Genomic DNA, 26,972 nt, shown 5'->3' on the forward strand with positions numbered 1-26,972 from the left:
CGCCCATGCCCGCGCCGCGCTCGCCGCGGCCCGAGGTCTGGCTCGCGACCGAGATGGTGGGCGAGATGACGTTGACGAGCAGGATGCCACCGAGCCCCAGGATCAGTCCCGCGACACCGCCTATGAGCCCCTGCGTCAGAGACTCTCCCGCGACCTGCCGCACGATCCGACCGTTCGACCATCCGATGGCCTTGAGGGTGCCGAACTCGCGGGTGCGACGCGCAACGCCCGAGATGGTGAAGAGCACCGCGAGCGAGAGGGCGACCACGAGGACGACGATCGAGAGCCAGGTCCCGAGGTTCGAGATCAGCGCCGAAGCGCTCGAGAGCGAACCCGACACGGTCGAGGCGAGCTCGGACTGCGAGCTGACGGTGGCGTCGGGCAGTGCGGCCGTGATCTCGCTCTGCACGGAGTCGATGGCATCCGCCGAATCGGCCTGCACGTAGACCGTGGAGACCACGCTGCCCACTCCGGCGAGGGTCTGAGCGGTATCGAGGGGGAGGTAGACGTTCGCGGCGGTGTCGGCGTCGGACGACGTCGAGGCGACGATCCCGACGATCTGCATCGCCGTGCCGCCCACGTCGATCGTGCCCCCGACCGAGAGGGAGGCGCTCGTCGCGTAGGTCGCGTCGATGACGGCGACGTCCGTGCCGGCGTCGGACGCGGTGAGAGCGCGGCCGTCGCTGACGGTGACGGACGAGAGGGGACCGACGGATGCCGAGGGGTCGACGCCGAGGACGGTGAACGAGTCGACGCCGAAGGCGCTGCCACCGTCGCCGCCGGGACCGCCGCCACCCGCCGGCGGCTCTCCCATCTGCGCGCCGTCGCCGGTGCCGCTGCCGCCGGTACCGCCCGACTGGGAGCTGCGGTCGGGAACCTGTCCGGAGAAGGTCGTGTTCGTCAGCGACAGCGCCCCGGTCGCGGCCGCGACGCCGTCGAGGCCCGCGACCGTTGCGACGGTCGACGCGTCGAGCGTGCCGCGTCGCATGTCGGTCATCAGGCGCGACTGGCTCAGCGTGGTGGTGCCGTCCTGTGTCGCTCCCTCGCCCGCGCCGAAGTCGAAGCGGGTACCGCCGCCCTGTCCGGGTTCGGTCTGCGCGCCGGTCACGGTCAGGTCGGTGCCCACGCCGTAGACCGACGAGAGCGCTTGCGACTGCGCGTCGCGCACCCCCGCCGAGAGGGCGTTCACGACGATCACGAGCGCGATGGCGATCGCGAGCCCGATCGCGACGATCACGGTTTGCTTGACGCGGCCGGCGAGTTCGCGCCGCAGGTAGGTGCCGTACATGCTTCTCCTTTCGGACGCGGAATGCGGCCGTGCCCCGAAGGTAGGAACGGCACCCTCACCGCTCCCTCAGCGTTCCTATGAAGCGTGTATGTCCGGTGACAGCGGGGGTGGAGAGCGGGCATGCTGGCTCTCGTGACCTTCCGCCCCGCCCCCCTCACCCGTCCCGACGGGTCGCCGATCCGCGTGCTCGTCGTCGACGACGAGGCCAACCTCAGCGACCTGCTGCGCATGGCGCTGCAGAACGAGGGGTGGGACGCACGCACGGCCGCCAACGGGCAGGAGGCCCTGAACGTCATCCGCGAGTTCGGCCCCGACCTCCTCGTGCTCGACATCATGATGCCGGGGCTCGACGGCATGGAGCTGCTGACCCGCATCCGCGCTGCCGGCAATGATGCCCCCGTGCTCTTCCTCACGGCGAAGGATGCCGTGGAGGACCGCATCGCGGGCATCTCGGCGGGGGCCGACGACTACGTCACGAAGCCCTTCAACCTCGAAGAGGTCGTCGTCCGGCTCCGGGGGATGGCACGCCGGCACGTCGCGGCCATCGCCGACGCCGACCCGCGACTGCGCGTGGGCGACCTGTCGCTCGACGAGGAGTCGTACGAGGTCGAGCGCGGCGGCATCCCGATCAAACTCACCGCGAAGGAGTTCGAGCTCCTCCGCTACCTCATGCAGAATCCGCGTCGGGTGCTGAGCAAGTCGCAGATCCTCGATCAGGTCTGGAGCTACGACTTCGGCAGCAACGGCAGCGTCGTCGAGATCTACATCTCGTACCTGCGGAAGAAGATCGACAGCCTCGGCGAGCCGCTGATCCACACGGTGCGCGGCGTCGGTTACACGATCAAGGCGTCATGACCCGGTCCCGGTGGACGCTGCGTCGCACCCTCGTCGTCGGCACGAGCGTGCTCGTTGCCCTCGCATTCGTCGTGATGAGCCTGGCCACGATCGTGGCGCTGCGCTCCTTCGCGCTCGACCGCCTCGACCAGCAGGTGGGGGAGGGGTTGTCGTTCGCCGTCGGTCGCGGATCGTTCGATCACTCCGGCGCGGACCAGCGTGAGGGGCAGAATCGCGGCCAGGATGCCGACCGGCCCGCACCCCGGATCGGATCGCTGCAGGCGGTGGTCGCATCCGACGGGACCGTGCGCACGTCGAACTACACGCGCAGCGACGGCACCCAGGTGCAGCTCACGGACGACCAGGTGGCGCTGCTGCGCGCGGACGTGCCCACCGACCGGACGCCCACGTCGGTCGATCTCGGCGGCGACCTCGGATCCTTCCGGGTCGCGGCCGCCGACCTCGACGGGACGACCGTGTTCGCCGGCAGCTCGCAGGCAGACGTCACGGCGACGACGAGTGCGCTCACGGTGATCCTGCTCGCGGTGAGCGCGGCGACGCTGCTGATCGCGGTGGTCGGGCTCTCGCTCTTCGTCCGCCGGAGTCTTCGCCCCCTCGATCGGGTGGCCGAGGTCGCCCAGCGTGTCTCGACGCTGTCGCTCAGCGAGGGGAGCGTCGACATCCCCGACCGGGTCGCCCCCGCCGACACCGATCCCTCGACCGAGGTAGGCCGCGTGGGCTCGTCGCTCAACGACCTTCTCGGGCACGTGCAGTCCTCCCTCGCCGCGCGGCATCACAGCGAGGAGCAGCTGAGACGCTTCATCGCGGACGCGAGCCACGAGCTGCGCACGCCGCTCGCGAGCATCCGCGGATACGCGCAGCTGTCCCTCGGTGAGGACGCACCGATGACGCCGACCCAGGCGCGCTCGTTCGATCGGATCGAGTCGGAGGCTCAGCGCATGGCATCCCTCGTCGACGATCTGCTCTTGCTGGCCCGGTTGGATGCCGGACAACCGCTGCGCCGCGACGAGGTCGAGCTGACACTGCTCGCCGTCGATGCGGTGAGCGATGCTCACGTGGCGGATGCCACGCACGAGTGGCGTCTCGACGTGACGGACGACCTCATCTCGGTCACCGGCGACGAGAACCGCCTCCGGCAGGTGGTCGCGAACCTCCTGCGCAACGCCTCCACCCACACGCCGCCCGGGACGACGGTGACGCTGTCACTGGGTCGCGAGGGGAGAGAGGCCGTGCTGCGCGTGACCGACACGGGCCCGGGGATCGACCCGGGGGTCGCGGGCCGGCTCTTCGACCGCTTCGCCCGTGCCGACGACGCCCGGAACCGGGATGCCGGCAGTACGGGGCTGGGGCTGTCGATCGCCGAGGCGATCACCGCCGCGCACGGCGGCTCGATCTCGGTGGAGAGCGTGCCCGGTCGGACGGTGTTCGAGGTGCGGCTGCCGGCGTGAGGGGGTTCCGGTCCCTTTGACGGGCTCGGGGGCCTGGGCGCGTCGAAGGGGGCTGAGCGCGTCGAAGCCACCGGAACGTGACACATGTCATGCCCGCTCGTGACACCGCGGCCCTGGCCGGGAACGGCCCCCCGCCCGAGGCTGGAAGCATGACACGACGACGACTGCTCACGACCGTGGCGATGGTGGCCGCGCCGCTCCTGACGCTCGCGGTCGGGCTCTTGGCGATGCCCCGACCGCCGGCGCTCTCCGAGCGGATCATCGGCGATGCCGCGCTCGCCGCCGCGGTGCGCGACGACCTCGTCGCCGCGGGCCAGCGCCACGAGGCGGTCGTGGTGTCGATCGACGGCGACCGCACGCGGTTCGCGGGCTTCGGAGCCGACGAGCACACGCCGTTCGAGATCGGATCGGCGACCAAGACCATGACCGGTCTGCTCTTCCAGGACGCGGTCGAGCGCGGCGAGGTGGCCGTGGACGACCGTCTCGACCTGTGCCTACCCGAGCTGGCGGACACCGCGGCGGGGGCGGTCCGTCTCGACGATCTCGCCACGCACATGTCCGGGATGCCACGCCTGCTCACCGATCCGGGATTCCTCGCCGACACGCTCGGCCGCAGCCTCCTCGGGCAGAACCCCTACATGCTGACCGCCGACGAGATGATCCGCCTCACCCGAGCAGAGCGGGTCGGGGAGACCGGTGCCTTCGCGTACTCGAACCTCGGCACGGCTCTGCTCGGCCAGGCGATCGCGCGGTGCGCGGACATGGACTACCCGACCCTCATCGCGAGCCGTCTGTTCGAGCCGCTCGGGATGACCGAGTCGACCGTGCCCCTGACCGCCGACGACCTGCGGCCGATCGACACGCGCGGGTTCAGCGCTCAGGGAGTCCCTCAGGGCCAGTGGGCCATGGGCGGCCACGCTCCGGCCGGCGGGGTGCGCTCCACCGCGCACGACATGACGCTGTTCGTGAAGGCACTCCTCGACGGCACCGCACCGGGTGCCTCCGCGATGGATCCGCGCCGGGAGACGGCATCCGGTCCCATCGGGTGGTTCTGGTTCACGCTCGACGTCGACGGCACGGCCATCACCTTCCACAACGGCGAGACCGGGGGATTCACCTCGGCGATGATGCTCGATCGGGCGGCCGGGCGAGCGGGCTTCGTCCTCGACGACACCGCGGCGAACGTCGACGAGGTCGCCTATGCCGTGCTCACGAAGGGAGCGGCACGATGATCGCCATCGTCCTCGCCGCACTCCTCGTGGCCGTTGCCGTCCTCTTCGCCGTCCGGGCGTGGGGCGTCGGACGGTTCGCGCTCCGCGACCGCGTGATGGTCCTGGCGGAGGCGTTCGGGATGGTGGTCGCGTTCGCCGCGGCGTCGCTGCTCGTGGACTGGACACGGGCGTCGCCCCTGCTCTGGGTCGCAGCGGTGATCCTCACCGCCGCGGGGACGATCGGGGCCGCTCGCCGCTTCGCGGCCTTGCCCTGGCGGCGCACCCGGCGCCGTTGGTCGCTGCGCGTGGTGCGGCTGGTGGCCGGCGGCATTCTGGGCTCGGGTGTCGTGGCGCTCGCTGCCGTGATCGCGGCGTAGCCGGCCAGAGCGCTCCGGGGCGGAGGGAGGAACGGGCGACACTCTCGGGGATGGCCGGCCCCGCGTCAACCACCCTGACACACAGCTTGCGCATAGCAACGATGAGGGCCCGCTTATGTCCCCCCTTTGAGGATCGGCAGATGCCCTCGCCCCCGGATGCAGACTTCCTTGTTCTCACCAGTCGCCTGGCCCCGCGCCTCGACGGCGGATACGCCGTCGCGGTCGCCTCTCGTCTCCGCCTGTTGCGGTCGATCGGCGTGACGCGCCCGCTCCTTCTCACTTTCGACGTCGGGGACGCGGACGAGCGCGCGCGCGAGATCCGCCACGCGCTGAGGGAGGATCCCGAGGGTGACATCGAGATGCGCAACCTCTACGAAGAGGTCGTCCGCGATCCGTCGTGGCTGTACGAGCAGGCTCAGGAGGGCGGGGCAGACCCGGCGACCGCCTATCGGGCCATCCGAGACGATGCAGGAGCCGAGGTCGTATCGCTGCCGGTGATCCGCGATGACCCCGACTGGCACCTCACGCGGACCCCTGTCATCGTCCGCGGAGAGCGTGGCTCCCGCGTCCTGGCCGGCTTCCGAGCCCTCTACGCGGCGTGGCTGACGCGCGTGGTGGCGGAACTGCGTGCCCGCGCCGGTGATGACGAGCGGAGCGTCGTGGTGATCTGTGAGTCCAAGCAGATCGGTGAGCTGATCGCCGAGTGGGTCGACCCGAACGTGCGGATCGTCCACACCGTCCACAACTCGCACCTCGCGGCGCCGTGTCGGCCCTCGGCGCCGCTGCGGGACGACGGGTGGCGCAGGTGGCTGGGCCTGCTCGATCGCTTCGACGCCGTGGTCTGGCCCACGCCGAGCCAAGAAGACGACGTGGTCGAGCGTTTCGGTGCCCATGAGGGCTTCGCCGCCATCCCGACACCGATCGCTCCCGGCCTCGAGCCCCCGGCTCGCGCGCGCGAGGGAACCGACGTCGTGATGGTGAACAGGCTCGTCGACCAGAAGCGGGTGGACACCGCGATCGCCCTGTGGCCGAGCGTGGTGGCGCGCGTCCCGGATGCGCGCCTCCACATCTACGGGGACGGTCCCCTCCGGAGTGCGCTGCAGAACCTCATCGAGGAGCGTGGAGTGAGCGGGAGCGTCCACCTGCACGGGTACTCCGACCGGGTCCGCGAGGCGATGGCCACCTCCGCCGTCTTCTTGTGCACGAGCATCTTCGAGGGGCAGAACCTTGCGATCGGCGAAGCCTTGGCGAGCGGGCTGCCCGTCGTGGCGTTCGACGTCTGTTACGGACCCCGCGACTACGTGGGCGCCGGCGGCGTCCTCGTCGCACCGGGCGACACGGACGGTGTCGCGAGCGCCCTCACGGCACTCCTCACCGACGAGGGCGCGCGCGAGGAGATGTCGGAACGCGCGCGCGAACAGAGCCTGCTGTTGACGCTCGAGGCGGTGGGCGAGACCTTCACGCGCCTTCTCGAAGACGTCGTGGCGCGCCCGGCGCGGCGGTGAGCCGGCGCGGGCGCGCCACACGGTGAAGAGCGGAGGGACGGGGGCGAGCGGAGGACGGATGCCACGGGTTCCCCCTCCGGTCGTCCCTCATCCTCCGCTCGTCACTCGGGGCACGCCCCGCCCGGCCCGCGTCAGCCGATCAGGCTCGGCTGCAGGTCGCGCAGGGTCCGGTGGTGCGTCATCCGCGTGACCCCCAGGGCGGCCAGCGCCACCCCGCCGAGCATCCACGCGCCCAGCACCAGCAGGTCGGGCCCGACGCGTGAGACGTCTCCGCCGTACATGACCTGGCGCATGGCATCCACCACGTATCCCATGGGCAGCACGTGGTGCAGGGCCGCGAGAGGTGCGGGCAGCGTCTGCCACGGGAAGGTTCCGCCGGCCGTGACGAGCTGCAGCACCATGAGCACGAGTCCGAGGAACTGTCCCACCGAGCCGAGCCAGACGTTCAGGGCCAACACGATCGCGGCGTAGGTCGCGGAGGCGAAGAGCAGGATGCCGAGGGCCGCCCATGGATTCGCGAACGAGAACTGCAGCGCGATGGCGAGCACCGTGAAGAGTCCCACCATCTGGAGGGCTCCGAGTCCCGCGGGGGTCAGCCAGCCCGCCAACGTCACGCGGACGGGCGAGCGCAGCGCCGTGATCGCGCGCTTGGACACGGGCTTCACGATGAGGAACAGCGCGTAGATCCCGATCCAGCCGGCGAGGGCGGCGAAGAAGGGTGCCAGGCCGGCGCCGTAGTTCTGCGCCTTGGTGACCGCGCTCGTGCCGACCGCGACGGGATCGCTGATGGCCGCGGCCTGCGCCTTGCGCGTGGCGTCGTCGGAGTCGGGGATCTGCTGCACGCCCGACGCGAGCCCGTCGCGAAGCTGCGTCGCACCGGTCTGGAGCTGACCGATACCGCTGTCGAGCTGACTCGCCCCGTCGCGGAGCTGCGCCGAGCCGTCGCGCAGTTGAGCGGCTCCGGATGCCGCTGTCGCGGCGCCGTCGGCCAGGGTCGAGGCTCCGTTCGCCAGGGTGTCCGCACCGCTGGCCACCGAGGCGCTGCCGTCGGCGACCTGGCGTGCGCCGTCGTCGAGCTGGTTGATCTGGCCGACGGTGCTCTGCACCTGTTCGTTCGCGGCGGTGAGGCGCTCGGCGACCGGATCGAGCCGCGACAGGATCTCGTCGATGCGGGCCTGGCTGAGTCCCGCGTCGGCGAGGGCCTTGGCGATGTCGGCGCGCGCTTCGGGCAGGCGGTTCGCCGCGTCCTGGGCGATCGAGCCGACCTGGCGAGCCGCGTCGTCGATACGGTCGACGCCCCCGGCTACCTGCTGTGCGCCGTCCGCCACGCGCGCGGACCCGTCGCGCAACGAGGCGCTGCCGTCGCGCAGTTGGTTCGCGCCGCTCGAGAGCTGAGCGGTGCCGTCCGCCAGCTGCGCCGAGCCGTCGGCGAGGGTCGCCGAACCGCTCGCGAGCTGGGACGACCCGTTCTTCGCGGTGCCGAGACCGTCGACGAGCTGCGTCGCCCCGTTCGTGGCATCCACGAGGCTCACCCGGATCGTGTGCAGGGCGTCGAGAAGGGACAGCCCCGCCTCGTCGACGACCTTCTTCGCCACCGACGCCTGGATGCGCGCGACCGCCTGCGTGCCGATCGTGGAGGCGAGGTAGTTGTTCGCATCGTTCGTGCGCAGCTCGATATCGGCCTGCCGCGGCGAATCGCTGGAGAGGGATGCCACCGCCTCGGTGAAGTCTGCCGGGAGCGTCACGATGAAGTCGAAGTCGCCCGCCGAAAGGCCCGCGTCGGCCGCGTCGGAAGAGACCCGGTGCCACTCGAAGGTGTCGCTGTCGAGCAGCTGCTCGGCCGCTTCGTCGCCGAGGTTGCGTTGCTGGCCGTTGACCTGGGCGCCCTGATCGTCGACGACGAGCGCGACGGGGACGCTCGAGAGGTTGCCGTAGGGGTCTTGGTTCGCCCAGAGGTAGAGCCCGCCGTAGAGGATCGGGACGGCCAGCAGGGCGATCAGGGCGATGACCGACATGCGCGTCGAGGTGAGGCGACGCAGCTCGGCGGTGATCATCTGCGGGATCTTCATCGCGCGTCCTCCTCGGCGGGGGTGGTGTCGAGTGCGTCGGCGGCCTCGAGCGCCGACTGCGATGCCTGGCCCGCGATGACGAGCACGGCGTACCCGCGCTCGGCGAACTCGCGAGCGATGCGCCACCACGCGGCCGGCTCGCCGCCGTGCCGGTCGGGTGCCACGAGCACGAGGCCGTCGACGTCTTTGCGCAGCGCGGCGAGCTCGAGCAGGAGGCGGATGCGATCGGTCGGCTCGACATTGCCGATCGGCAGCCCGGCGAGCGTGTCGAGTCCGATGCCCTCGAGCCAACGCGCGGCAGCGAACGGCGTGGGCGCGTGCCCGGCGAACATGAGCTCTTCCGCGACGACGCCGGTGACGGTGACGTTGGACTCGGGCTCCGACACGACGGGCGCGTCGACCAGGGCGACGCGGCGGCGGATGGCCTTGGCATCCGTCCGCCCGTCGATCGTGACCTCACCGCTGTCGACCTTCATGCGACCGGATGCCACGAGGCCCAGCACCGTGGGCCGCTGCTCGGTCTCGGCGAGGGCCAGGGTGGCCCGGCCGGTCTCGAACGAGGTGGAGGTCGGGGGGAGGACCCGTTCGGCCCGGCCCTTCGCGACCTCGGAGAGGACGATTCTCACTGCTTCTCCAGTTCGGGGTGCTCCGCGAGGAGCGCTTGCGCCTCGGTCCAGGAAAGTCCGGCGATGCCGAGCACGGCGCGCACGGCGATCGAACGGGCGGTCGATGCCCCCGCGTCGACGCGGCTGACGACCGTGCGCCCCGTCTCTTCGAGCAGGCGCGAGAGGGTCGGTGCGGGGAGGTCGGTGCGCAGCTCGCCGGTTTCCTGTCCGCGGCGGACGATCGCGTCGATCCGGCGGCGCAGCGGGGCCAGGGCCGCGGAGGTCTCGGGGAGGTGCGCGTCGTCGAGGGCGAGGGCCGCGGCGGCCTGCACGTGCGCGGCTTCGGCCCAGAGCTCGGATGCCAGGCGCGCGAGCGCAACGCGGGAGTCGGCGTCGTCGACGCGGTCGGCGATGGCGTTGAAGCGGGCGGCGCCCGCGGCGATGACCTCGCGGATGATGGCGTTGCGGTCGTCGAAGTGGCCGTACAGGGCCCGGCGAGAGAGACCGGCGCGGCGGGCGATCGCGTCGATCGACGCGCGCGGGTCGTGGCCGATCGCGGCGGTGGCCGCGTCGAGGATGCCGGCGCGGTTCTCGACGGCGTCGCGGCGGGTGGGTGTGCTCACGAGGGATCAGTGTACGCCGAAAGTGCACGCGCGTGTGCAACTTATTCACCGATCAATGGCGCGGAGGTGGCTGAGCCCGTCGAAGCCACCGGGCGTGCGGGTCCGGTCCCTTCGACAGGCTCAGAGGCCCGGGTCGGCGGACGCGAAAGGGCCCGCGACGCCGGGGCGCCGCGGGCTCTCGTCGAGGTCGCTTCGTCAGTCGGTGCCGGCGTCGAACGCGGCGGACTCGCCCGCGGCATCCGTCGCCTCGGCGAGGCGTTCGCCGTCGGCGCTCAGGGGAGCGGCGGGCTCGATGATCTCCTGAGCCCCACCGACGGCGACGTCGCCGACGAGCTCGCCGGTCGGGCCGCCGATGAGGCCCTGGGCCGCGTACTGCTCGAGGCGGGCGCGCGAGTCGGCGATGTCGAGGTTGCGCATCGTGAGCTGGCCGATGCGGTCGACGGGGCCGAACGCGGCGTCGCCGACGCGCTCCATCGAGAGCTTCTCGGGCGAGTACGACATTCCGGATGCCACGGTGTCGAGGATCGTGTAGTCCTCGCCGCGGCGCAGGCGCACGGTGACCGAGCCGGTGATGGTCGAGCCGACCCACTTCTGGATCGACTCGCGCAGCATGAGCGACTGCGGCTCGAGCCAACGGCCCTCGTACATGAGGCGACCGAGGCGGCGACCCTGCTCGTGGTACGTGGCGAGGGTGTCTTCGTTCAGGATGCTGTTGACGAGGCGCTCGTACGTGAGGAACAGCAGCGCCATGCCGGGGGCCTCGTAGATGCCGCGCGACTTGGCCTCGATGATGCGGTTCTCGATCTGGTCGCTCATGCCGAGACCGTGACGGCCGCCGATCGTGTTGGCCTCGCGGACCAGCGCCACCGGGTCGTCGAAGCGCGTGCCGTTGATCGCGACCGGACGGCCGGCCTCGAACTCGACGGTCACGTCTTCGGTCTCGATCTCGACCGCGGGGTCCCAGAAGCGCACGCCCATGATGGGCTCCACGATCTCGAGCGACACGTCGAGGTGCTCGAGCGTCTTCGCCTCGTGCGTGGCGCCCCAGATGTTGGCATCCGTCGAGTAGGCCTTCTCGGCGCTGTCGCGGTAAGGGAAGTCGTGGGCGACGAGCCACTCACTCATCTCTTTGCGACCGCCCAGCTCGGTGACGAAGTCGGCGTCGAGCCACGGCTTGTAGATGCGCAGGGCGGGGTTGGCGAGCAGGCCGTAGCGGTAGAACCGCTCGATGTCGTTGCCCTTGTAGGTGGAGCCGTCGCCCCAGATGTCGACGCCGTCTTCTTTCATCGCGCGCACGAGCAGCGTGCCGGTCACGGCGCGGCCGAGGGGCGTCGTGTTGAAGTACGTGCGACCGCCCGAGCGGATGTGGAACGCGCCGCACGCGAGAGCGACGAAGCCCTCTTCGACGAGCGCGGTCTTGCAGTCGACCAGGCGCGAGACCTCGGCGCCGTACTGCGTGGCGCGACCGGGGATCGACTCGATGTCGTCTTCGTCGTACTGCCCGAGGTCACCGGTGTAGGTGCAGGGGATGGCGCCCTTGTCGCGCATCCACGCGACGGCCACCGAGGTGTCGAGACCACCCGAGAAGGCGATGCCGACGCGCTCGCCGACGGGAAGGGACTGCAGGACCTTGGACATACGCCGATTCTATCGGGGGAGGATGCCGCGACCCGACCCGTGTGGAGGGCTCACGCCCCGTTCCCGGGCTGGGGAGGAGGAGTGTCAGCCGACCGTGACGGCGGTGATCTCCACGGGAGTCGCGGGCGCACCGTCGGCTCCTCCGCCCGAGACGCCCGCCTGGCCGATCTTCTCGACCACGGCGAGGCCCTCGGGCGACATCTTCCCGAACACCGTGTACTTCGGCGGCAGCTCGGTGTCGGCGTAGACGAGGAAGAACTGCGAGCCGTTGGTGCCGGGCTGGCCCGTGTTGGCCATCGCGACGGTCCCAGCGGGATACGTCTCGCCGCCGTCGAGCTCGTCGGCGAAGGTGTATCCGGGGCCTCCGCGACCCGACCCCGTGGGGTCGCCGCACTGCAGCACGAAGATGCCCTGCGTCGTGAGGCGGTGGCACTGCGTATTGGTGAAGTACTGCTGCTGCGCGAGCGACACGAAGCTCTCGACCGTGCACGGGGTCCGCGCCCCGGTGAGCGTCATGGGGATCTCGCCCGCCGACGTGTCGAGGGTGACCTCGACATCCCCGGTGGGCCGCTCGGTGTCGGCGCTCGGAGGGGTGACGTCGACCGAGGGCTTCCCCGACGTGGGGTAGGCGCATGCGCCGGCCGCGCTCGGCTCGCTCGCGGGCGGTGCAGAGGGGCCCGGCCCCGCACATCCGGCGAGCAGGAGCAGGGCGGAAGCGGCGAGAGCCGCCGAGATCAGTCGCGTGCGCACGTGTTCCAGGCTAGAGCGCCCGGGGCGTGGCATCCGTCTTCCGATCGGAGAAAGGCAGCCGAATCGGCGGTCCCACGCCGATTTCCGCGAAGGACTGCTCAGGACGATCGGATGCCGCGCGCCCGTCCGATCGCGATGGCACCACATGCGAGCCCGACGATCGCCAGCGCGATGCCGACGATGTAGACCGCGACGCTGCCCCAGCCGTTCGTGTGCGGGTCGAAGAAGGGGTAGGGGTACCAGTACGGTGCGCCGGTGGTCGGGTTCGTGATGAACGGGCCGCGAGCCAGCGTATAGACGATCCACACGATCGGGAAGACGGCGGCGCCGAGTGCGGCCTTCCAGGGGAGTCGTCGCCGGCCCGGGCCGATGAGCAGATCGAGGAGGAAGAAGAGCGGCGCCCACACGTGCACGATCTCGTTCGACCAGCCCACCGACTCGGGCTGCGGCGGGAGCCCCCGCAGCAGCAGGTTGTAGACGATGCCGGTGATGATCATGTAGGTCGAGACCCACGCCAGCGCGGTGGCCAGGGCGGCGGGATCGGCGTCGAGACGGCGGCCGCGGACGAAGAACCGCAGCCCCGCGAGAGCGAGCACGACGACCGCCGACAGATTGGAGAGGTTCGTGAAGAAGCTGAAGAAGTTCGCCACCACGGTCGGGAGGTCGCGGCCCATCGCGGCGGAGTAGCTCACCGTCGAGACGAACTGGGCGATCACCGCCACCGCGATGAGCACCGCCATCGCCACCCGAGCGAGGTTCCACCCTGCAGCCCACCCCGGGGCAGGTCGCGGATCGTGCCCCGCGGTCTGCGCCGTCGCTGAGAAACGTGCCATGGGGGCACGTTAGCGAGCCGGCCTTCCGAGCCGCGGGGCTTGCGGGGGCGGTGTCGGACCCTCTCGATAGGATGGGGTGTACCGCCGGACAACATGCGAGGAGCACTCATGCCCGGAATCGTGATCGTCGGCGTCCAGTGGGGCGACGAGGGCAAGGGCAAGGCCACCGATCTGCTCGGTGAGCGCACCGACTGGGTGGTGAAGTTCAACGGCGGCAACAACGCCGGCCACACCGTCGTCATCGGCGACGAGAAGTACGCGTTGCACCTGCTGCCCAGCGGCATCCTGTCCCCCGGCGTGACCCCCGTCATCGGCAACGGCGTCGTCGTCGATCTCGAGGTGCTGTTCAACGAGCTCGAGGCGCTGAACGCGCGCGGTCTCGACACCACGCGCCTGAAGATCAGTGCCAACGCGCACATCATCACGCAGTACCACCGCACGCTCGACAAGGTCACCGAGCGCTTCCTCGGCAAGCGCATGATCGGCACCACCGGGCGCGGCATCGGCCCCGCGTACGCCGACAAGATCAACCGCGTCGGCATCCGGGTGCAAGACCTCTTCGACGAGAACATCCTGCGTCAGAAGGTCGAGGGCGCTCTCGATCAGAAGAATCACCTGCTGGTGAAGATCTTCAACCGCCGTGCGATCACCGCCGACGAGGTCGTCGAAGACCTGCTCTCCTACGCCGAGCGCGTGCGCCCGATGGTCGCCGACACCTCGCTGCTGCTGAACGAGGCCCTGGATGCCGGTGACGTCGTCGTCTTCGAGGGCGGCCAGGCCACCATGCTCGACGTCGACCACGGAACCTATCCCTTCGTCACGTCGTCGTCCGCGACGGCGGGTGGCGCCTCGACCGGCTCGGGCGTGGGCCCGAACCGCCTCGACCGGATCGTCGGCATCGTGAAGGCGTACACGACGCGCGTCGGATCGGGCCCGTTCCCGACCGAGCTGTTCGACGAGAGCGGCGACTGGCTGCGCTCCCGCGGCTTCGAGTTCGGCACGACCACGGGTCGCCCCCGCCGCGTCGGCTGGTACGACGCCCCGATCACGCGCTACGCGACGCGCATCAACGGGATCACGGACCTCGTGCTGACCAAGCTCGACATCCTCGGGGGCCTCGAGCAGATCCCCGTCTGCGTCGCCTACGACGTCGACGGTGTGCGCTTCGACGACCTGCCCGTCAACCAGACGGACTTCCACCACGCGAAGCCGATCCTCGAGTACTACCCGGGCTGGAGCGAAGACATCTCCACCGCGCGCACCTTCGACGACCTGCCGCAGAACGCGCAGGACTACGTCCTCGCGCTCGAGAAGATGAGCGGCACGCGCATCTCGGTCATCGGCGTCGGTCCGGCTCGCGACCAGGTGATCGTGCGACACAACCTGATCGACTGACATGCGGTTCTGGGTGGGGGCCTACGCGGGCGACGCGGGATCAGCCGAGGGCATCGGCATCCTGCAGGCCGGAGACGCCGACTTGGTCTGGGCGTCGGGTCCGCTCGGCATGGTCGGCACCGCCGTGCCCGCGCCCGGCTCGGCGTCGTGGCTCGCCGCCCACCCCACCCACGACCTGCTCTACGCCGCGCTCGAATCCGACGGCACGGTGCAGGCCTACCGCCGCACGAGCGAGACGCGCCTGACCCCGGTCGGCCCCGCAATCGAGGCGGGCGAGTCGGTCTGCCACGTCGCGGTGTCGCCCGACGCGAGCTTCCTCGTCGCGAGCTGCTGGAGCGACGGACGGGTCGTCCGGATCGATCTGGATGCCGCGGGCCGCCCGTCGCGTCCGCGGATCGCCGCCGAGGCCACCGACCCCTGGGGCCCCGACTCCCCGGAGAGCGGCGTCTCGACCGGGGCACGCGTCTCGGGCGCCGTGGTCCCCGACCTCGCCGCCGCCGCGCGCGCTCTGCGTGAGGCGGCCGGCGACGAGTATGGTCATCTCGTACCGGCGTACGACGCCGCGCCCGAGACCGACGCGGAGTCCGAGGAGGCTGCGATCGGCCCCCGCGTCTCGCGCTCGCACCAGGCGATCTTCCTCCCCGGCGGTCTCATTGCGACGACCGACATGGGCCTCGACCTGGTCCGCTTCTGGCGCTCGAGCGGCGACGGCTTGCGACTCGTCCAGCAGGTCGTGCTGCCGAAGGGCAGCGGTCCGCGGCACGGGGTGTGGCATCCGTCCGGCCATCTCTACGTCGTGACCGAGCTGAGTCGCGAGGTGTTCGTCCTGGCTCCGGATGCCGAGACCCGGTGGCGCGTCATCTCGGGCCAGCCGCTCGTCGGCAGCCTCGACACCGACACCGCGGCCGAGCTGTGCGCGAGCCGCGACGGCAGCACGCTCTACGCGGGCGTCCGCGGCAGCGACACGATCGGTGTGCTCGCGGTGCGCGGGGCCGGCGAGGAGCTGCAGTTCACCGCCCTCGCCGACGCGGGAACCCACTGGCCGCGACACCACGTCGTGGTGAACGACACGCTCCTGGTCGCCGGGCAGCTCGCCGACGAGATCGTCTCGCTCCCCCTCGACGCCCGCACCGGTGTGCCCGGTCGTGTTCGCCACCGCACCGCGTCGCCCTCGCCGACGCGGCTGCTGCCGATGCGCTGAGTTCGCTCGCCCCGCTACGCCCCGCACGTCGGCCGGCCTTCGGCATCCCTCCCCGCGCTGCGCTCGTCGGGGCGTGTCCCGAATTGTGCAGAGAACGGGATCCTGGGCTGCACATTGTGGGACATGCCTGTGCTGGGGTGACCGGCGGCGGGGGCGTGTCCCGAATTGTGCGAGGTCGTCGGGGGTGAGCTGCACATAGTGGGACATGCCTGTGCTGGGGTGGCCGGCGGCGGGGGGCGTGTCCCGAAATGTGCGAGATCGACGCGGGTGAGCTGCACATAGTGGGACATGCCGGCGTGTGGGGCTCAGCCGCCCGCGCGGGATCCGCTCGTTGAGCGCTGACAGGCTCAGCGCTCGCGCCCAAGGCGCTGTACAGGGTTCGTCGCCGCGACTCAGAACCCCTGCGCCGCGGGCTTGAGCCGCCACGCCTCGCGATAGGCATCCGCCAGCGCCAACTCCCGCGCGGCGTCCTCGTCAGCCAGCACGGTGACGTGCGGGTGCAGCTGGATCGCGGAGCCGGGCAGGCTCGCCGATACGGGCCCCTCCACCGCACCCGCGAGCGCGGCGCTCTTGTCGGTCCCGAACGCCAGCAGGACGAGGTGCCGCGCTTCGCGGATGGTGCCGATGCCCTGCGTGATGCAGTGCACGGGCACGTCCTCCGGGTCGGTGAAGAAGCGCGCGTTCGCCTCGCGGGTCGTGGCGGCCAGCGTCTTCACGCGGGTGCGCGAGCCGAGGGACGACCCCGGCTCGTTGAATCCGATGTGGCCGTTGCGTCCGATGCCGAGGATCTGGATGTCGACGCCGCCGGCTTCGCCGATCGCGCGGTCGTACGCGGCGGCGGCGGCGAACGGATCGGTCGCGCGGCCGTCGGGCACGTGCACGTGCGCGGGGTCGAGACCGAGCGGCGCGGTCACGGTGCGCTCGATGACGGCGGCGTACGACTCCGGGTGGTCGGCGGGAAGGCCCACGTACTCGTCGAGCGCGAAGGCCCGCACCCCCGACGTGTCGAGGCCGTCCTCCGCGATGCGCCGGGCCAGGTGCCGGTAGAACCGTTCCGGGGTCGAGCCCGTCGCCACGCCCAGGACGAGCCGCGGCTGCGCGGCGATCGCCCGGGCGACGTGGTCGGCGGCCAGCGCCGAGGCCTCCTCGGCGGTGCGCGTGATCACGACCTCGGCCATCAGACCAACTCCGTTCGTTCGAGGCGGCGCTCGCCGCTCCTGCTGTGCGCCGCCGTCAGCACGGCGCCCCACGCCCCCGCCCATGATCCGAGCTGAGCCCGGATGATCGGGGGTACCGCGTGGAAGGTCGCCCGGCGGTGGGCTTTCTCGATCGCGGGGTCGATGATCCACGCGGGGGAGTTCGACAGGCCGCCGCCGATCACGATCACCCCGGGGTCGATCATCGCCATCAGACTGAGCAGCCCGTTCGCGAGAGCCGTGGTGGCCTCGTCGAGGATCGCGCGGGCCGTGCCGTCGCCGCGCTCCGCGGCGAGCACCACGTCGAGGGCGGTCGACTGCGCGTCGACCCCACGGGCGCGATCCCAGCGCGCGCCGAGGCGCGTGCCACCCAGCAGCGACTCCAGGCATCCCGACTGCCCGCACGTGCACTTCTCGCCCCCGCCCGTGGCGATGTGGCCGATCTCGCCCGCACCGCCGTGGGCGCCCTTCCGCACCGACCCGTCGACGACGTGGGCACCGGCGATGCCCGTGCCCAGGGCCAGCACGAAGACGTCGTCCGCTCCGCGCCCGGCGCCGAGGACCGCCTCCGCGATCGCCGTGGCGACGCCGTCCTGGACGGCCTCTCCGGGGATACCGAGGCGGTCGGACAGCTCGCGAGCGGGGGCGAGTCCCTCGAGCCAGCGCATGTTCGCGCTGGTGGCCACGAGCCCGGACGCCTCGTCGAGGATCCCGGCGACGGTCAGGCCGAACGCGTCGGCGCGGTCGTCCGCCAGGAACGTCCGTGTGAGGGCCGCGAGCTCGTCCATGGCCGAGGGCCCGCGCGGGGTCGGCGCGTCGGCCGTGCGCACGTGCTCGAGCCGCCCCTCCATCTCGCGGGCGAGCAGCAGCTTCACCCGCGTGCCCCCGTTGTCCACTCCCAGAAGAAGCGTCATCTCGCCTCCTCGTTCGAACGCAGGATGCCGAGCACGCGACGCGCTTCGTCGGCATCGACGGTCTCGTAACCGCCGCCGTCGGTCGCCGCCGAACCGAGCGCGACGCCCGGCGTACCGGTGACGGCCCGCTTGGCGGAGGCGTGCACGGCGTGAACGCCGGTCGCGGCGATCCGCGCGACGTTGTCGGAGCGCACGCCGCTCCCCGCCATGATCTCGATGTCGCGACCCGCGCGGCTCACCAGGCGCCGCAGCACCGCGAGAGCGTCGACCGCGCGTGCTTCGCCGCCCGAGGTCAGCACACGCGTGACGCCGAGGTCTGCGAGGCGGTCGAGGCCGGCGTCGAGGTCGGCCAGGTTGTCGAACGCCCGGTGGAACGTCACCGGGGCGCCGTCTGCGGCGACCACGATGCGCGAGATCAGCGCGTCGTCGATCCGGCCGTGGCGAAGGCCACCGACGACCACGCCGGTCGCCCCGTGCGCGCGCGCCCAGAGGACGTCCTCCACGATGATGGCCCGCTCGGCGTCGTCATACTCGAAGTCGCCCGCCCGCGGGCGTACGAGCACATGGGTCGGGATGCCGGAGGCCGCCGCCGCGGCGATGAGACCCGCCGAGGGGGTCAGGCCGCCGAGCGACAGGGCGGAGCACAGCTCGATACGGTCGACGCCGAGCTCGGCCGCGACGCGGATGCCCGCGGCATCCTGAACCGCCAACTCGAAGGTCGTCATCGCAGCACCGTCGCCGTCAGATCGGGGGCGGTGTCGAACGCGTCGAAGGGGAACATCGGTCGCGCGATGCGGTGGTGGCCCAGACGCGCGAGGTCCTGATCGACCGGCCCGGGGGTGAGGGCCAGCGTCCAACCCGCGGCCACGTCGTACAGCGTGGGCTCGAGGTACCCGATCTTCGTCACGACGATGTCGGTGGCGAGCGGGTCGATCCCGACCGCGCGGAAGTCGTCGACGGCGTGGAAGGCCTTGCGCCGCTCCGTGACGATCACCCGCAGGGCGCCGACCCCGATGACCACGACACGGCCGGCGACCGGGTCGTCGTACCTGCCGACCAGCACACCCGTAATGCGGACCGGGCCGCTGACGCGGTCGTCGACGCGGGCTCCGGCCTGGAGGTCGACCGTCGAGCCCACGGCGGCGTCGTCGAGAGAAGCGACGGCGCCGGGGTCGAAGATCGACGCGACGGCGACGGTGAGATCGTCCACAGCGCCGGTGAGGCGCTCGTCGGCAAGCAACTGGTGCAGCGTCCACGTGACGTCGCCCGAGCCGCCGGCACCCGGGTTGTCGCCCGAGTCGCTGACGAGGTAGGGCCGCTCGCCTCCGGCGGCGCGGTGCGCGAGTCCCGCGGAGATCCCCTCGGCGAGCGAGCCGGGCGGCCCGACGAACGAGAAGTCGTCGCGGACGTCCCACAGCCCGCGGGCGAGCTCCTCGGCCTCGGCTGTGATCGCGTCGGGGTCGTCGCCGCTGACGATGACGGTGGCGTGACACCGGGGTTCGTCCGCCCACGCGTATCCGATCCAGATGGACGCGTCCGTGACACCCGGCATCCGTTCCACGTCGGTGAGGCGCGCGTAGAGGCTTCTCGCGGGCTCCACGCGCGTGGACGTCTTCTCGCCGGGGAGCAGGATCGGCACCCGCACCCAGGCGCGCGCGGGGCGCTCGTCGCGGTCGACCCACTCGAGCAGGGTCCGCGCCGCGCGCTCGCGGGTGTCTTCCGCGTCCTCGTGCGGGGCGAGGCGGAAGCACGTCGGCAGGTCGACGGCGCGGGCGAAGCGTTCCGAGACGTTGCCGTGCAGGTCCATCGGCGCAGTGATCAGGGGTCGGGTTCCGACCACCGCGCGCACGGCCTCGACGAGGTCGCCCTCGGCGTCGTCCATGCCCTCGACTCCCATCGCTCCGTGCACGTCGAGGTACACGGCATCCACGTTCCCGACCTCGGCGAGGCCGGTGACGATGCGGGAGCGGAAGTCGTCGTACACGTCGCGACGCACCTGCCCGCCGGGGATCGAGCGCGCGTAGAAGACGCCGATCCACTCCGCGGCGTCGCCCAGCGGCGTCCCGGGCGCGAGGAACGGGTACCGCGCGAGCACCTCGCTCCCGCGCAGCACGGCGAAGTCGTCGTGGCCGGCGCGATGGGCCGCGTACGCGCTGGACTCGATCGCCATTCCGGCGATGACGATCCGGGGCAGTCGCGCGGTCATCGGCCGCCCAGACCCGACGTCGCGATGCCCTTGACCAGGTGCTTCTGCAGCGCGATCACGAGGATCGTGGTCGGGATCATCGAGATGATCGTCGCCGCCATCTGCAGGTCCCACCGTGTCCCGGTCTGCGTCGCGAAGCTCGCGAGACCGATCGGCAGAGTTCCGAGGGCGTTGTAGTCGTTGACGGTCACGAGCGGCCACAGGTAGCTGTTCCAGTAGTTCAGGAACGTGAACACGGCCAGCACCGCGAGCGCCGAACCCGCCAGGGGCAGGATGACCTGGATGAAGGTGCGGACGGGACCCGCGCCGTCCATGCGCGCGGCCTCTTCGAGTTCGAACGGGATGCCGCGGAAGAACTGCCGCATGAGGAAGGTGCCGAAGGCGGTGAAGGCCCACGGGAAGATGAGCGACTGGTACGTGTCGACCCACCCGAACCACTGCATGACGACGAACATCGGGATGACGAGCACTTCCTGCGGGACCATCAGCGTGCCGAGGAAGAGGACGAACACGATGTCGCGCCCGGGCCAGCGCAGACGTCCGAAGGCGTAGCCCGCCGTCGCCGAGACGACGAGGACGACGAGCACCCCGGCGATCGACACGAAGAACGAGTTCGCGATGTACGTCGTGAACGGCGCGAAGCTGAACACCTCGAGGAAGTTCTGCCACCGCACCTCGCTGCCGATCAGCGTCGGAGGCGCCAGCAGCACCTCGTTCGACGGCTTCAGGGCCGAGAAGAACGCGTAGACGAGAGGTGCGGCGAAGATCACCGCGGCGAAGATCACCGCGACGTACGCGCCGATCAGCCCGAGGCGCTCGCCGCGGGAGGCCGGCTGTCCCCGGCGCCGGCCGCGTCGGCCGCCGCGCGGTCCCTCGACGGCGGTCGCCGGCGACAGCGGGGTCGGACGGTGGGTCTGTCGCAGGGTCTCAGTGCTCATAGTGCACCCACCTCTTCTGCGCCCGGAATTGCAGCGCCGTGATGCCGATGATGATGACGAACAGGATCCACGCGCCCGCGGCGGCGAGACCGAGATCCTGGAACTTGAAGCCGGTGTTGTAGATGAACATCACCAGCGGGACGGTCGAGGTACCGGGGCCGCCGCCGGTGAGCAGCTGCGGCTGGGCGAAGACCTGCATCGACGAGATGATCGTCATCACCGCGGCGAAGAAGATCGCGGGCGAGATGAGCGGGATGATCACCTGCCAGACGAGACGGATGCCACGGGCCCCGTCGATCTGCGCGGCCTCGACGACCGAGGTGGGTACCTGTTCGAGCGCGGCGGTGAGGACGAGCATGTTGTAGCCCATCCCGGCCCAGACGCTCATCGCGACGACGGCGAGCATCGCCCAGTTCTGGTCGACCAGGAAGTTCGGCAGTTCCCACCCGAAGAGCGAGACCGTCATGCCGTTGAGGAGGCCGTCCGGCTGCAGCACGAGTCGCCAGATGAGCGCGCTCGCGACGATCGGTGTGACCACCGGGATGAAGAACAGCACACGGAAGACGGCGCGGCCGCGGATGCGGGGGCCGAGCAGCAGCGACAGCCCGAGCGCCACGACGAGGTTCAGCGGCACGTAGAGCAGTGTGAAGACCGCCGAGTTGCGCAGCGCGGGCCAGAAGTCGGGCGACGAGGTGAGCAGCGTGACGTAGTTGTCGAAGCCCACGAACGCGCGCTTGCCGAAGATCGGCCAGTCGAACAGGCTCATCACGATCGCGAGCCCCACGGGCAGCACGGTGAAGACCGCGAGACCGAGTACGGCCGGGGTGATGAAGCCGAGCGCCTGGCGACGTTCCCTCCGCTCGATCGTGTTGCGTCGCCGCGGGGCGATGGAGGACTCGGTGACCATCCGGTGGCCTTTCGTCATGAGGAGGCCCGCAGGTACAGCTCGATCACGGGCAGCGCGACCGACGGAGGCTGGACGGGGAGCTTGAGCGTCAGGGTCCCCGGCTCGGGGGCCGCGGGCTGGAGGTTGAACGCCTCCTGGTCGGCGGGGATGTTCTCGAACAGCACCTCGGATCCGTCGTCGAGGAACCGCGCGAACTCGACGCGACCGGCGAGGTCGGGGAGGTGGAGCAGGCCGAAGGGCCAGTCGAAAAGATGCGCGTAGAGCCGGTCGCCGCGCTGCGTGTACACGACTCCCGACGGGGCGGTGAAGCTCGACGCGGCGGCGCCGCGGATGGCATCCGCGTGCCGGGTCATCCACTCGCCCACCTCCGACAGCAGCGCCGCGTCGCGCGGGGCGATCTCGCCGCGTCCGGTGGGGCCGACGTTCAGCAGCAGGTTGCCGCCCAGGGCCACCGAGCGCGCGAGCATGCGCACCAGCAGGGCCGCGCTCTTGCTGTCGTGGTTGTCGCGGTGGTAGCCCCAGCTGCCGTTGATGGTCTGGCAGGCCTCCCAGACGAGGGGGACGCCGTCGCGCTCGAAGGGGCGAACCGGCTGGTACTGCTCGGGGGTGACGAGATCGGCGGGGATGCCGAGGCGATCGTTCACGACCATGTCGGGCTGCAGCTCCCGGCACATCGCCAGGAGGGTCTCGGCATCCCAGTCCTCGGGCGACTTCCCGGGCAGGCCGTCCTCCTCAGCGGGCTCGGTGAAGTCGAAGAAGAGGTAGTCGAGCGGACCGTACCCGGTCAGCAGTTCGCGCACCTGAGCGTGGAGGTACTCGCGGTACACGGCCATGTCTCGCGCTGCATTGCGCTCGGCGACATCGGCGACGCCGCGCTGGGGGTGGTGCCGGTCGATCGTGTACTGCGGGTGCGACCAGTCGAGGAGAGAGAAGTAGAGCCCGACGCGCAGGCCCTCGGCGCGCAGCGCGTCGACGTACTCGCGCACGAGGTCGCGGCCGCAGGCCTCGACGGCGTTGAACGGCGTCGTCGCCGTGTCCCACAGGCAGAAGCCCTCGTGGTGCTTGGCGGTGAGCACGACGTAGCGTGCGCCGGCCTCGCGGGCCTGACGGGCGAGGGTGCGCGCGTCGAAGAGGTCGGGGTCGAAGAAGCGTGCGTAGCGCGCGTAGTCGGCGGCTTCGATGCGCTCGTAGTTCTGGACCCACTCGTGCCGGGCGGCGACGCTGTAGAGCCCGAAGTGGACGAACATTCCGAAGCGGTCGTGGACGAACCAGTCGGTGCGGCTCGCGGTCATGGCGGTGTTCCTCGAGGAAGAAGGGGGAGGCGGCGCCGAGTGGCGCCGCCTCCCCGAGGGGCTTACTTACCGAAACGCTGTTCGAGACCGTCGAGCACCGACGACATGGTCGCCTGGCCCGTGTAGACGCTGACGAGCTCGTTCGGCATGGCGGTCGCGACCTGCGTCCACTGGTCGGTCACGCGCTGCGACACGGCGCCCTCGAAGGCGGCGGTGAAGGCCTGCGTGAGGTTGTCGCGCGTGGCGTCCGGGAGCGCGGTGAAGAACTCCGGCTGGCTGGCGAGCTGCGCGGGGTAGCCGCCCTGCTGCGCGATGACGGACTGCACGTCGGGGCTCGAGAGGGCTCCGAGCACCTTGAGCGCCGCTTCCTTGTTCTCGCAGTTCGCGGCGATGCCGTAGCCCGAGCCGAGTGCGACGCCGTACGCGCCGTCGGAACCGCGGGGGATGCGCACGGCACCCGCCGAGAAGCCGAGGTCGGGAGAGGTGAGAGTGGATGCCATCCACGTGCCCTCGATGATCATCGCGGCCTTGCCGTTCTCGAACTGGGTCGTGGTCCACGCCGAGTCGGAGGCGGAGGGGACGGCGTCCGAGACGCCGAGCTTGGTGACGAGGTCGCCGTAGCGGGTGGCTGCCTCGACGAAGTCGGGGTTGGTGAGGTCGAGTGCGCCGGACTCGTCCACCGGCTGCAGGCCCGTCTCGGCCATCGGCAGCGAGAGCCACTGGAACTCGTCGACCGAGACGGCGAAGCCCTTCGCGCCGGCCTTGGCGGTGATGTCGCTCGCGGCCTTCTCGAAGTCGTCGATCGTCCAGTCGTTCGTCGGCAGGGGTGCGCCGGCCTTGGCGAACAGGTCGGCGTTGTAGAAGAGGAGCATCGCCGCCGTGTCGTAGGGCAGGCCGTAGAGCTTGCCCCCGTTCTCCATCACGCTGAGCGCGCCCGGGTTGTAGGCGTCGCGCGAGATCCCCATGGTCGACAGGTCGTCGTCGGTGAGCTCGTCGAACACGTCGGTGTAGCCGGCGAGACGCTGACCGTTCATGCCCGTGACGCAGGCGACCTTGCCCGACGCCATGTTCGTGTTGAGCTTCGTGAAGTAATCGGCCCACGGCGCCGTCTGCAGCTCGATGGTGATGTCGTCGCCGACGAGCTTCTGTGCGACGGCCATCTGGTCCTTGAGCTTCTGCTCGGACGCGGTGTCACCGGCCCACATGTTCCAGACGATGGTCGTCTTGCCGCCGTCGGCCGCGCTGCCGCCGGAGGCGCAGGCGGTGAAGCCCATCGCCGTGACGGCGACGAGGCCCGCGAAGGCGATCCGTTTCTTGTGCATGAGGTTTCCTCTCGGGTGCGGGCTGCGGAGGTCGGGTCCGGCGTATCAGCCCTGGAGACATCGGATGAATGGGTCTTGGGGAGAAGCTAACGGCGCGAATGACATTGGCTTCATTCCGTAACTGACCTGTTACACAGATCGCATGAAGTCGTCTTTTTGATTTCAAACAGTGAACTAAGTCAGGTACGCGGGCGCGCCAGCGCGTCGATGGATGCCGCGGACAACAGCTCGTCGCGAACGAGCAGCGCCGCCCCGCGGGCACCGATGTCCCAGCCTTCGGTCGAGGCCGCGACGTCGAGCGACGACGTCGAGAGCGGCAGGCACAGGTCGTAGATGCTCGAGCGCACACCGGCCACGAACTCATCGGTCGTGGCGATGATGCCGCCGAGGACGAGACGTTCCGGATTGAAGAACCCGACGATGGTCGCCAGCACGCTGCCCGTGCGCAGGCCCGCTTCGCGCAGCAGGCGCGTGGCGAGGGGGTGTCCGTCCCGGGCCAGATCGGCCAGCTGCGCGACATCGTCGACGCGGATCCCGGCCGCCGTCATGGCCTCGCCGATCGCGCGACCGCCGGCGATGGCATCCAGGCATCCGACGCGTCCGCAGACGCAGGCCACGGTCGATCCGGCGACGGCGATGTGGGTGATGTCGCCGGCGACGCCGGTGGCCCCGCGATACAGGGCGCCGTCGGCGATGATGCCCACGCCGATGCTCGATCCGGCCTTGACGACGAGCATGTTCGCCGAGCGGCGGCCGTCGGCGATGTGCTCACCCAGTGCCATCGCGTTGGCGTCGTTCTCGCAGCGGACGGGGACGCCTGCGATGCCCCCGAGGATCGCCGATGCGTCGATCCCGTTCCATCCGGGCATCCGCGACGGCGAGATGATCCGTCCGTCCGGAACGCCCACGGGCCCCGGGACGGCGAGGCCGATGCCCGCGAGCGTGACCGGTTCCGTGGCGGCCGCCACCAGGGTGAGGACCTCGCGATGGATGCCACGGAGCACCACCTCGGGAGCTCGGGCGATGTCGAGACTCATCCGATGACGGGCGACGCGCGTGCCACGGAGGTCTTCCAGGATGATCGTGGCGTGGGCGGTGCCGAGATCGATGCCCGCGATCACGCGACCGTCTCGGGCGAGGGCGAGCTTGCGCGGACGTCGTCCGCCCCGGGATGCCGTCTCGCCGGCCTCCTCGACGACGCCGAGGCTGAGGAGCTCATCGACTCGCAGCGTGATCGTCGAGGGGGCGAGACCGGTCAGTCGGGAGAGGTCCGACCGTGACCGCGCGAGACCGTCGCGGATGAGCGAGAAGACGCCGCCCGTCGACGTGAGGTGGGGGTAGGGCGCGCTCATTCGGCTGCTTTCGACGGGGGACGCGGTGACGAGATCATTGCACGTCGCGGAGCGTCGGTCGGGCGGTGATCGAGCGGCCACGGCGACCGATTGATCAGATCTCTGCACTACGGTGGGCGGCATGACCTCGCCGCACAGCCAGCCCGTCGGCGCCCCTTCCGGACCCGTGCCCGTGCCCGCGTTCGTGGATCTGCACTGCCACGGAGCGCTCGGCCACGGCTTCGACGACGCCGACCTCGACGGCGTGCGCGCGGCGGTCGATCACCATCGCGCACACGGGACGCAGACGCTGCTCCTGAGCCTCGTCAGCGCCCCCGTCGACCGCGTGGCGCGCCGGCTGGGTGAGCTCGGCCAGATGCTCCCCCTGCTCCCCGGGGTCGCCGGCGTGCACCTCGAGGGGCCGTTCCTTGCACACGGCCGTCGTGGCGCGCACGACCCCGTGGCCTTGACGGCGCCGTCGGCGGAGGCCGCCGAGCGTCTGATCGAGGCGGGGAACGGGATCGTGCGCTCGGTGACGATCGCGCCCGAGCTTCCCGGCGCGGGTGAGGCGATCGAGCGGTTCGTCGCCGCCGGAGTCGTCGTCGCGGTCGGCCACACCGAGGCCGACTACGACACCGCCGCCGCCGCGTTCGACCGCGGCGCGCGCCTCCTCACGCACGCGTTCAACGCGATGCCGGGGCTCGGGCACCGCGCCCCCGGGCCGGTCGGTGCCGCACTCGCGCGCGACCACGTCGTGCTCGAGGTGATCGCCGACGGCGTCCACGTGCACCCCGTCGTCCTGCGGACGCTTTTCGACGCTGCTCCCGGCCGCGTCGCGCTCGTCACCGATGCGATGTCGGCGACGGGGTTGGGGGACGGCGTCTACCGGCTGGGCGGACTGGAGGTCGAGGTGCGCGACACCCGACCGGTGATCGCCGGAACGGACACCCTCGCCGGCTCGACCCTGACGATGGACCGGGCTGTCGCCGCAGCCGTCTCCGCGGGCGTGCCGGAGGCGGTGGCGCGAGCGGCGGCCTCGACGGTTCCGGCCGGAATGCTGTCGTGAGC

General features: G+C 70.9%; 24 protein-coding genes. 8 read left to right on the top strand and 16 right to left on the bottom strand.

What is annotated here, in order from left to right:
- The coding region (locus NS283_RS11235) for an ABC transporter permease (protein ID WP_058596957.1) at positions 1 to 1,288 on the bottom strand (1,288 nt) is incomplete at its 3' end.
- 120 nt (positions 1,289 to 1,408) lie between these two features.
- Between NS283_RS11235 and NS283_RS11240 the strand changes: the two genes are divergently transcribed.
- The 5 genes from NS283_RS11240 to NS283_RS11260 all read left to right on the top strand — a co-directional run bounded on the left by NS283_RS11240 (position 1,409) and on the right by NS283_RS11260 (position 6,684).
- On the top strand, positions 1,409 to 2,143 hold the full coding sequence (locus NS283_RS11240) for a response regulator transcription factor (RefSeq protein WP_058596958.1): 735 nt from the start codon (positions 1,409 to 1,411) through the stop codon (positions 2,141 to 2,143).
- Complete coding sequence (locus NS283_RS11245; RefSeq protein ID WP_058596959.1) at positions 2,140 to 3,591, top strand: sensor histidine kinase; 1,452 nt, start codon at positions 2,140 to 2,142, stop codon at positions 3,589 to 3,591. The genes NS283_RS11240 and NS283_RS11245 overlap by 4 nt, the downstream gene beginning before the upstream one ends.
- Positions 3,592 to 3,740: 149 nt before the next feature.
- A complete protein-coding gene (locus NS283_RS11250) occupies positions 3,741 to 4,823 on the top strand; it encodes a serine hydrolase domain-containing protein (protein ID WP_058596960.1) in 1,083 nt (360 codons plus the stop codon).
- On the top strand, positions 4,820 to 5,179 hold the full coding sequence (locus NS283_RS18920; protein WP_058596961.1) for a hypothetical protein: 360 nt from the start codon (positions 4,820 to 4,822) through the stop codon (positions 5,177 to 5,179). The genes NS283_RS11250 and NS283_RS18920 overlap by 4 nt, the downstream gene beginning before the upstream one ends.
- Before the next feature lie 140 nt (positions 5,180 to 5,319).
- Positions 5,320 to 6,684: a glycosyltransferase gene (locus NS283_RS11260; RefSeq protein WP_058596962.1), complete on the top strand. Its 1,365-nt coding sequence runs from the start codon at positions 5,320 to 5,322 to the stop codon at positions 6,682 to 6,684.
- Positions 6,685 to 6,815: 131 nt separating this feature from the next.
- On the opposite strand, the gene NS283_RS11265 is transcribed toward NS283_RS11260, so the two are convergent.
- The 6 genes from NS283_RS11265 to NS283_RS11290 all read right to left on the bottom strand — a co-directional run bounded on the left by NS283_RS11265 (position 6,816) and on the right by NS283_RS11290 (position 13,202).
- A complete protein-coding gene (locus NS283_RS11265) occupies positions 6,816 to 8,753 on the bottom strand; it encodes a YhgE/Pip domain-containing protein (protein WP_058596963.1) in 1,938 nt (645 codons plus the stop codon).
- Positions 8,750 to 9,379, bottom strand: coding sequence for a hypothetical protein (locus tag NS283_RS11270; RefSeq protein ID WP_058596964.1), 630 nt, complete (start codon positions 9,377 to 9,379; stop codon positions 8,750 to 8,752). Before NS283_RS11270 ends, NS283_RS11265 begins: the two co-directional genes overlap by 4 nt.
- A complete protein-coding gene (locus tag NS283_RS11275; RefSeq protein WP_058596965.1) occupies positions 9,376 to 9,981 on the bottom strand; it encodes a TetR/AcrR family transcriptional regulator in 606 nt (201 codons plus the stop codon). The genes NS283_RS11270 and NS283_RS11275 overlap by 4 nt, the downstream gene beginning before the upstream one ends.
- A 195-nt stretch (positions 9,982 to 10,176) precedes the next feature.
- On the bottom strand, positions 10,177 to 11,619 hold the full coding sequence (argG, locus tag NS283_RS11280) for an argininosuccinate synthase (protein WP_058596966.1): 1,443 nt from the start codon (positions 11,617 to 11,619) through the stop codon (positions 10,177 to 10,179).
- An 84-nt stretch (positions 11,620 to 11,703) separates the two neighbouring features.
- A complete protein-coding gene (locus tag NS283_RS11285) occupies positions 11,704 to 12,369 on the bottom strand; it encodes a peptidylprolyl isomerase (RefSeq protein ID WP_241492238.1) in 666 nt (221 codons plus the stop codon).
- Between the two features lie 98 nt (positions 12,370 to 12,467).
- A complete protein-coding gene (locus tag NS283_RS11290; RefSeq protein WP_241492239.1) occupies positions 12,468 to 13,202 on the bottom strand; it encodes a Pr6Pr family membrane protein in 735 nt (244 codons plus the stop codon).
- 108 nt (positions 13,203 to 13,310) lie between these two features.
- On the opposite strand from NS283_RS11290, the gene NS283_RS11295 reads away from it, so the two are divergent.
- Positions 13,311 to 14,597 (top strand): adenylosuccinate synthase, encoded by a 1,287-nt coding sequence (locus NS283_RS11295; protein ID WP_058596968.1) that lies wholly within the window; start codon positions 13,311 to 13,313, stop codon positions 14,595 to 14,597.
- A gap of 1 nt (position 14,598) precedes the next feature.
- A complete protein-coding gene (locus NS283_RS11300) occupies positions 14,599 to 15,798 on the top strand; it encodes a lactonase family protein (RefSeq protein WP_058596969.1) in 1,200 nt (399 codons plus the stop codon).
- 392 nt (positions 15,799 to 16,190) lie between these two features.
- Here the strand turns inward: NS283_RS11300 and NS283_RS11305 are convergent, their stop codons facing one another.
- The 9 genes from NS283_RS11305 to NS283_RS11345 all read right to left on the bottom strand — a co-directional run bounded on the left by NS283_RS11305 (position 16,191) and on the right by NS283_RS11345 (position 25,925).
- A complete protein-coding gene (locus NS283_RS11305; RefSeq protein ID WP_058596970.1) occupies positions 16,191 to 16,976 on the bottom strand; it encodes a glucosamine-6-phosphate deaminase in 786 nt (261 codons plus the stop codon).
- Positions 16,976 to 17,908: an ROK family protein gene (locus NS283_RS11310; protein WP_058596971.1), complete on the bottom strand. Its 933-nt coding sequence runs from the start codon at positions 17,906 to 17,908 to the stop codon at positions 16,976 to 16,978. Before NS283_RS11310 ends, NS283_RS11305 begins: the two co-directional genes overlap by 1 nt.
- Complete coding sequence (locus NS283_RS11315) at positions 17,905 to 18,633, bottom strand: copper homeostasis protein CutC (RefSeq protein ID WP_058596972.1); 729 nt, start codon at positions 18,631 to 18,633, stop codon at positions 17,905 to 17,907. Before NS283_RS11315 ends, NS283_RS11310 begins: the two co-directional genes overlap by 4 nt.
- Positions 18,630 to 20,114, bottom strand: a complete 1,485-nt coding sequence (locus NS283_RS11320) for a M81 family metallopeptidase (RefSeq protein ID WP_058596973.1) — start codon at positions 20,112 to 20,114, stop codon at positions 18,630 to 18,632. Before NS283_RS11320 ends, NS283_RS11315 begins: the two co-directional genes overlap by 4 nt.
- On the bottom strand, positions 20,111 to 21,052 hold the full coding sequence (locus NS283_RS11325) for a carbohydrate ABC transporter permease (RefSeq protein ID WP_058596974.1): 942 nt from the start codon (positions 21,050 to 21,052) through the stop codon (positions 20,111 to 20,113). Before NS283_RS11325 ends, NS283_RS11320 begins: the two co-directional genes overlap by 4 nt.
- Positions 21,042 to 21,959, bottom strand: a complete 918-nt coding sequence (locus NS283_RS11330; protein WP_058596975.1) for a carbohydrate ABC transporter permease — start codon at positions 21,957 to 21,959, stop codon at positions 21,042 to 21,044. The genes NS283_RS11325 and NS283_RS11330 overlap by 11 nt, the downstream gene beginning before the upstream one ends.
- A 14-nt stretch (positions 21,960 to 21,973) precedes the next feature.
- Positions 21,974 to 23,251 (bottom strand): alpha-L-fucosidase, encoded by a 1,278-nt coding sequence (locus NS283_RS11335; protein ID WP_058596976.1) that lies wholly within the window; start codon positions 23,249 to 23,251, stop codon positions 21,974 to 21,976.
- 62 nt (positions 23,252 to 23,313) lie between these two features.
- Positions 23,314 to 24,573, bottom strand: a complete 1,260-nt coding sequence (locus NS283_RS11340; RefSeq protein ID WP_058596977.1) for an ABC transporter substrate-binding protein — start codon at positions 24,571 to 24,573, stop codon at positions 23,314 to 23,316.
- A gap of 179 nt (positions 24,574 to 24,752) precedes the next feature.
- Complete coding sequence (locus NS283_RS11345; protein WP_058596978.1) at positions 24,753 to 25,925, bottom strand: ROK family transcriptional regulator; 1,173 nt, start codon at positions 25,923 to 25,925, stop codon at positions 24,753 to 24,755.
- Positions 25,926 to 26,046: 121 nt separating this feature from the next.
- Between NS283_RS11345 and NS283_RS11350 the strand changes: the two genes are divergently transcribed.
- A complete protein-coding gene (locus NS283_RS11350; protein ID WP_058596979.1) occupies positions 26,047 to 26,970 on the top strand; it encodes an N-acetylglucosamine-6-phosphate deacetylase in 924 nt (307 codons plus the stop codon).
- Positions 26,971 to 26,972 lie beyond the last annotated feature (2 nt).

This window comes from Microbacterium testaceum, assembly GCF_001476285.1.
In the GTDB taxonomy this organism is placed as follows: domain Bacteria; phylum Actinomycetota; class Actinomycetes; order Actinomycetales; family Microbacteriaceae; genus Microbacterium; species Microbacterium testaceum_B.

Bases quoted from the DNA above. Each gene is read 5' to 3' on its own strand.
- NS283_RS11240 (WP_058596958.1), top strand. From the start codon at position 1,409: ATGCTGGCTCTCGTGACCTTCCGCCCCGCCCCCCTCACCCGTCCCGAC.
- NS283_RS11245 (WP_058596959.1), top strand. From the start codon at position 2,140: ATGACCCGGTCCCGGTGGACGCTGCGTCGCACCCTCGTCGTCGGCACG.
- NS283_RS11250 (WP_058596960.1), top strand. From the start codon at position 3,741: ATGACACGACGACGACTGCTCACGACCGTGGCGATGGTGGCCGCGCCG.
- NS283_RS18920 (WP_058596961.1), top strand. From the start codon at position 4,820: ATGATCGCCATCGTCCTCGCCGCACTCCTCGTGGCCGTTGCCGTCCTC.
- NS283_RS11260 (WP_058596962.1), top strand. From the start codon at position 5,320: ATGCCCTCGCCCCCGGATGCAGACTTCCTTGTTCTCACCAGTCGCCTG.
- NS283_RS11265 (WP_058596963.1), bottom strand. From the start codon at position 8,753: ATGAAGATCCCGCAGATGATCACCGCCGAGCTGCGTCGCCTCACCTCG.
- argG (WP_058596966.1), bottom strand. From the start codon at position 11,619: ATGTCCAAGGTCCTGCAGTCCCTTCCCGTCGGCGAGCGCGTCGGCATC.
- NS283_RS11290 (WP_241492239.1), bottom strand. From the start codon at position 13,202: ATGGCACGTTTCTCAGCGACGGCGCAGACCGCGGGGCACGATCCGCGA.
- NS283_RS11295 (WP_058596968.1), top strand. From the start codon at position 13,311: ATGCCCGGAATCGTGATCGTCGGCGTCCAGTGGGGCGACGAGGGCAAG.
- NS283_RS11300 (WP_058596969.1), top strand. From the start codon at position 14,599: ATGCGGTTCTGGGTGGGGGCCTACGCGGGCGACGCGGGATCAGCCGAG.
- NS283_RS11305 (WP_058596970.1), bottom strand. From the start codon at position 16,976: ATGGCCGAGGTCGTGATCACGCGCACCGCCGAGGAGGCCTCGGCGCTG.
- NS283_RS11310 (WP_058596971.1), bottom strand. From the start codon at position 17,908: ATGACGCTTCTTCTGGGAGTGGACAACGGGGGCACGCGGGTGAAGCTG.
- NS283_RS11315 (WP_058596972.1), bottom strand. From the start codon at position 18,633: ATGACGACCTTCGAGTTGGCGGTTCAGGATGCCGCGGGCATCCGCGTC.
- NS283_RS11320 (WP_058596973.1), bottom strand. From the start codon at position 20,114: ATGACCGCGCGACTGCCCCGGATCGTCATCGCCGGAATGGCGATCGAG.
- NS283_RS11325 (WP_058596974.1), bottom strand. From the start codon at position 21,052: ATGAGCACTGAGACCCTGCGACAGACCCACCGTCCGACCCCGCTGTCG.
- NS283_RS11330 (WP_058596975.1), bottom strand. From the start codon at position 21,959: ATGGTCACCGAGTCCTCCATCGCCCCGCGGCGACGCAACACGATCGAG.
- NS283_RS11335 (WP_058596976.1), bottom strand. From the start codon at position 23,251: ATGACCGCGAGCCGCACCGACTGGTTCGTCCACGACCGCTTCGGAATG.
- NS283_RS11340 (WP_058596977.1), bottom strand. From the start codon at position 24,573: ATGCACAAGAAACGGATCGCCTTCGCGGGCCTCGTCGCCGTCACGGCG.
- NS283_RS11345 (WP_058596978.1), bottom strand. From the start codon at position 25,925: ATGAGCGCGCCCTACCCCCACCTCACGTCGACGGGCGGCGTCTTCTCG.
- NS283_RS11350 (WP_058596979.1), top strand. From the start codon at position 26,047: ATGACCTCGCCGCACAGCCAGCCCGTCGGCGCCCCTTCCGGACCCGTG.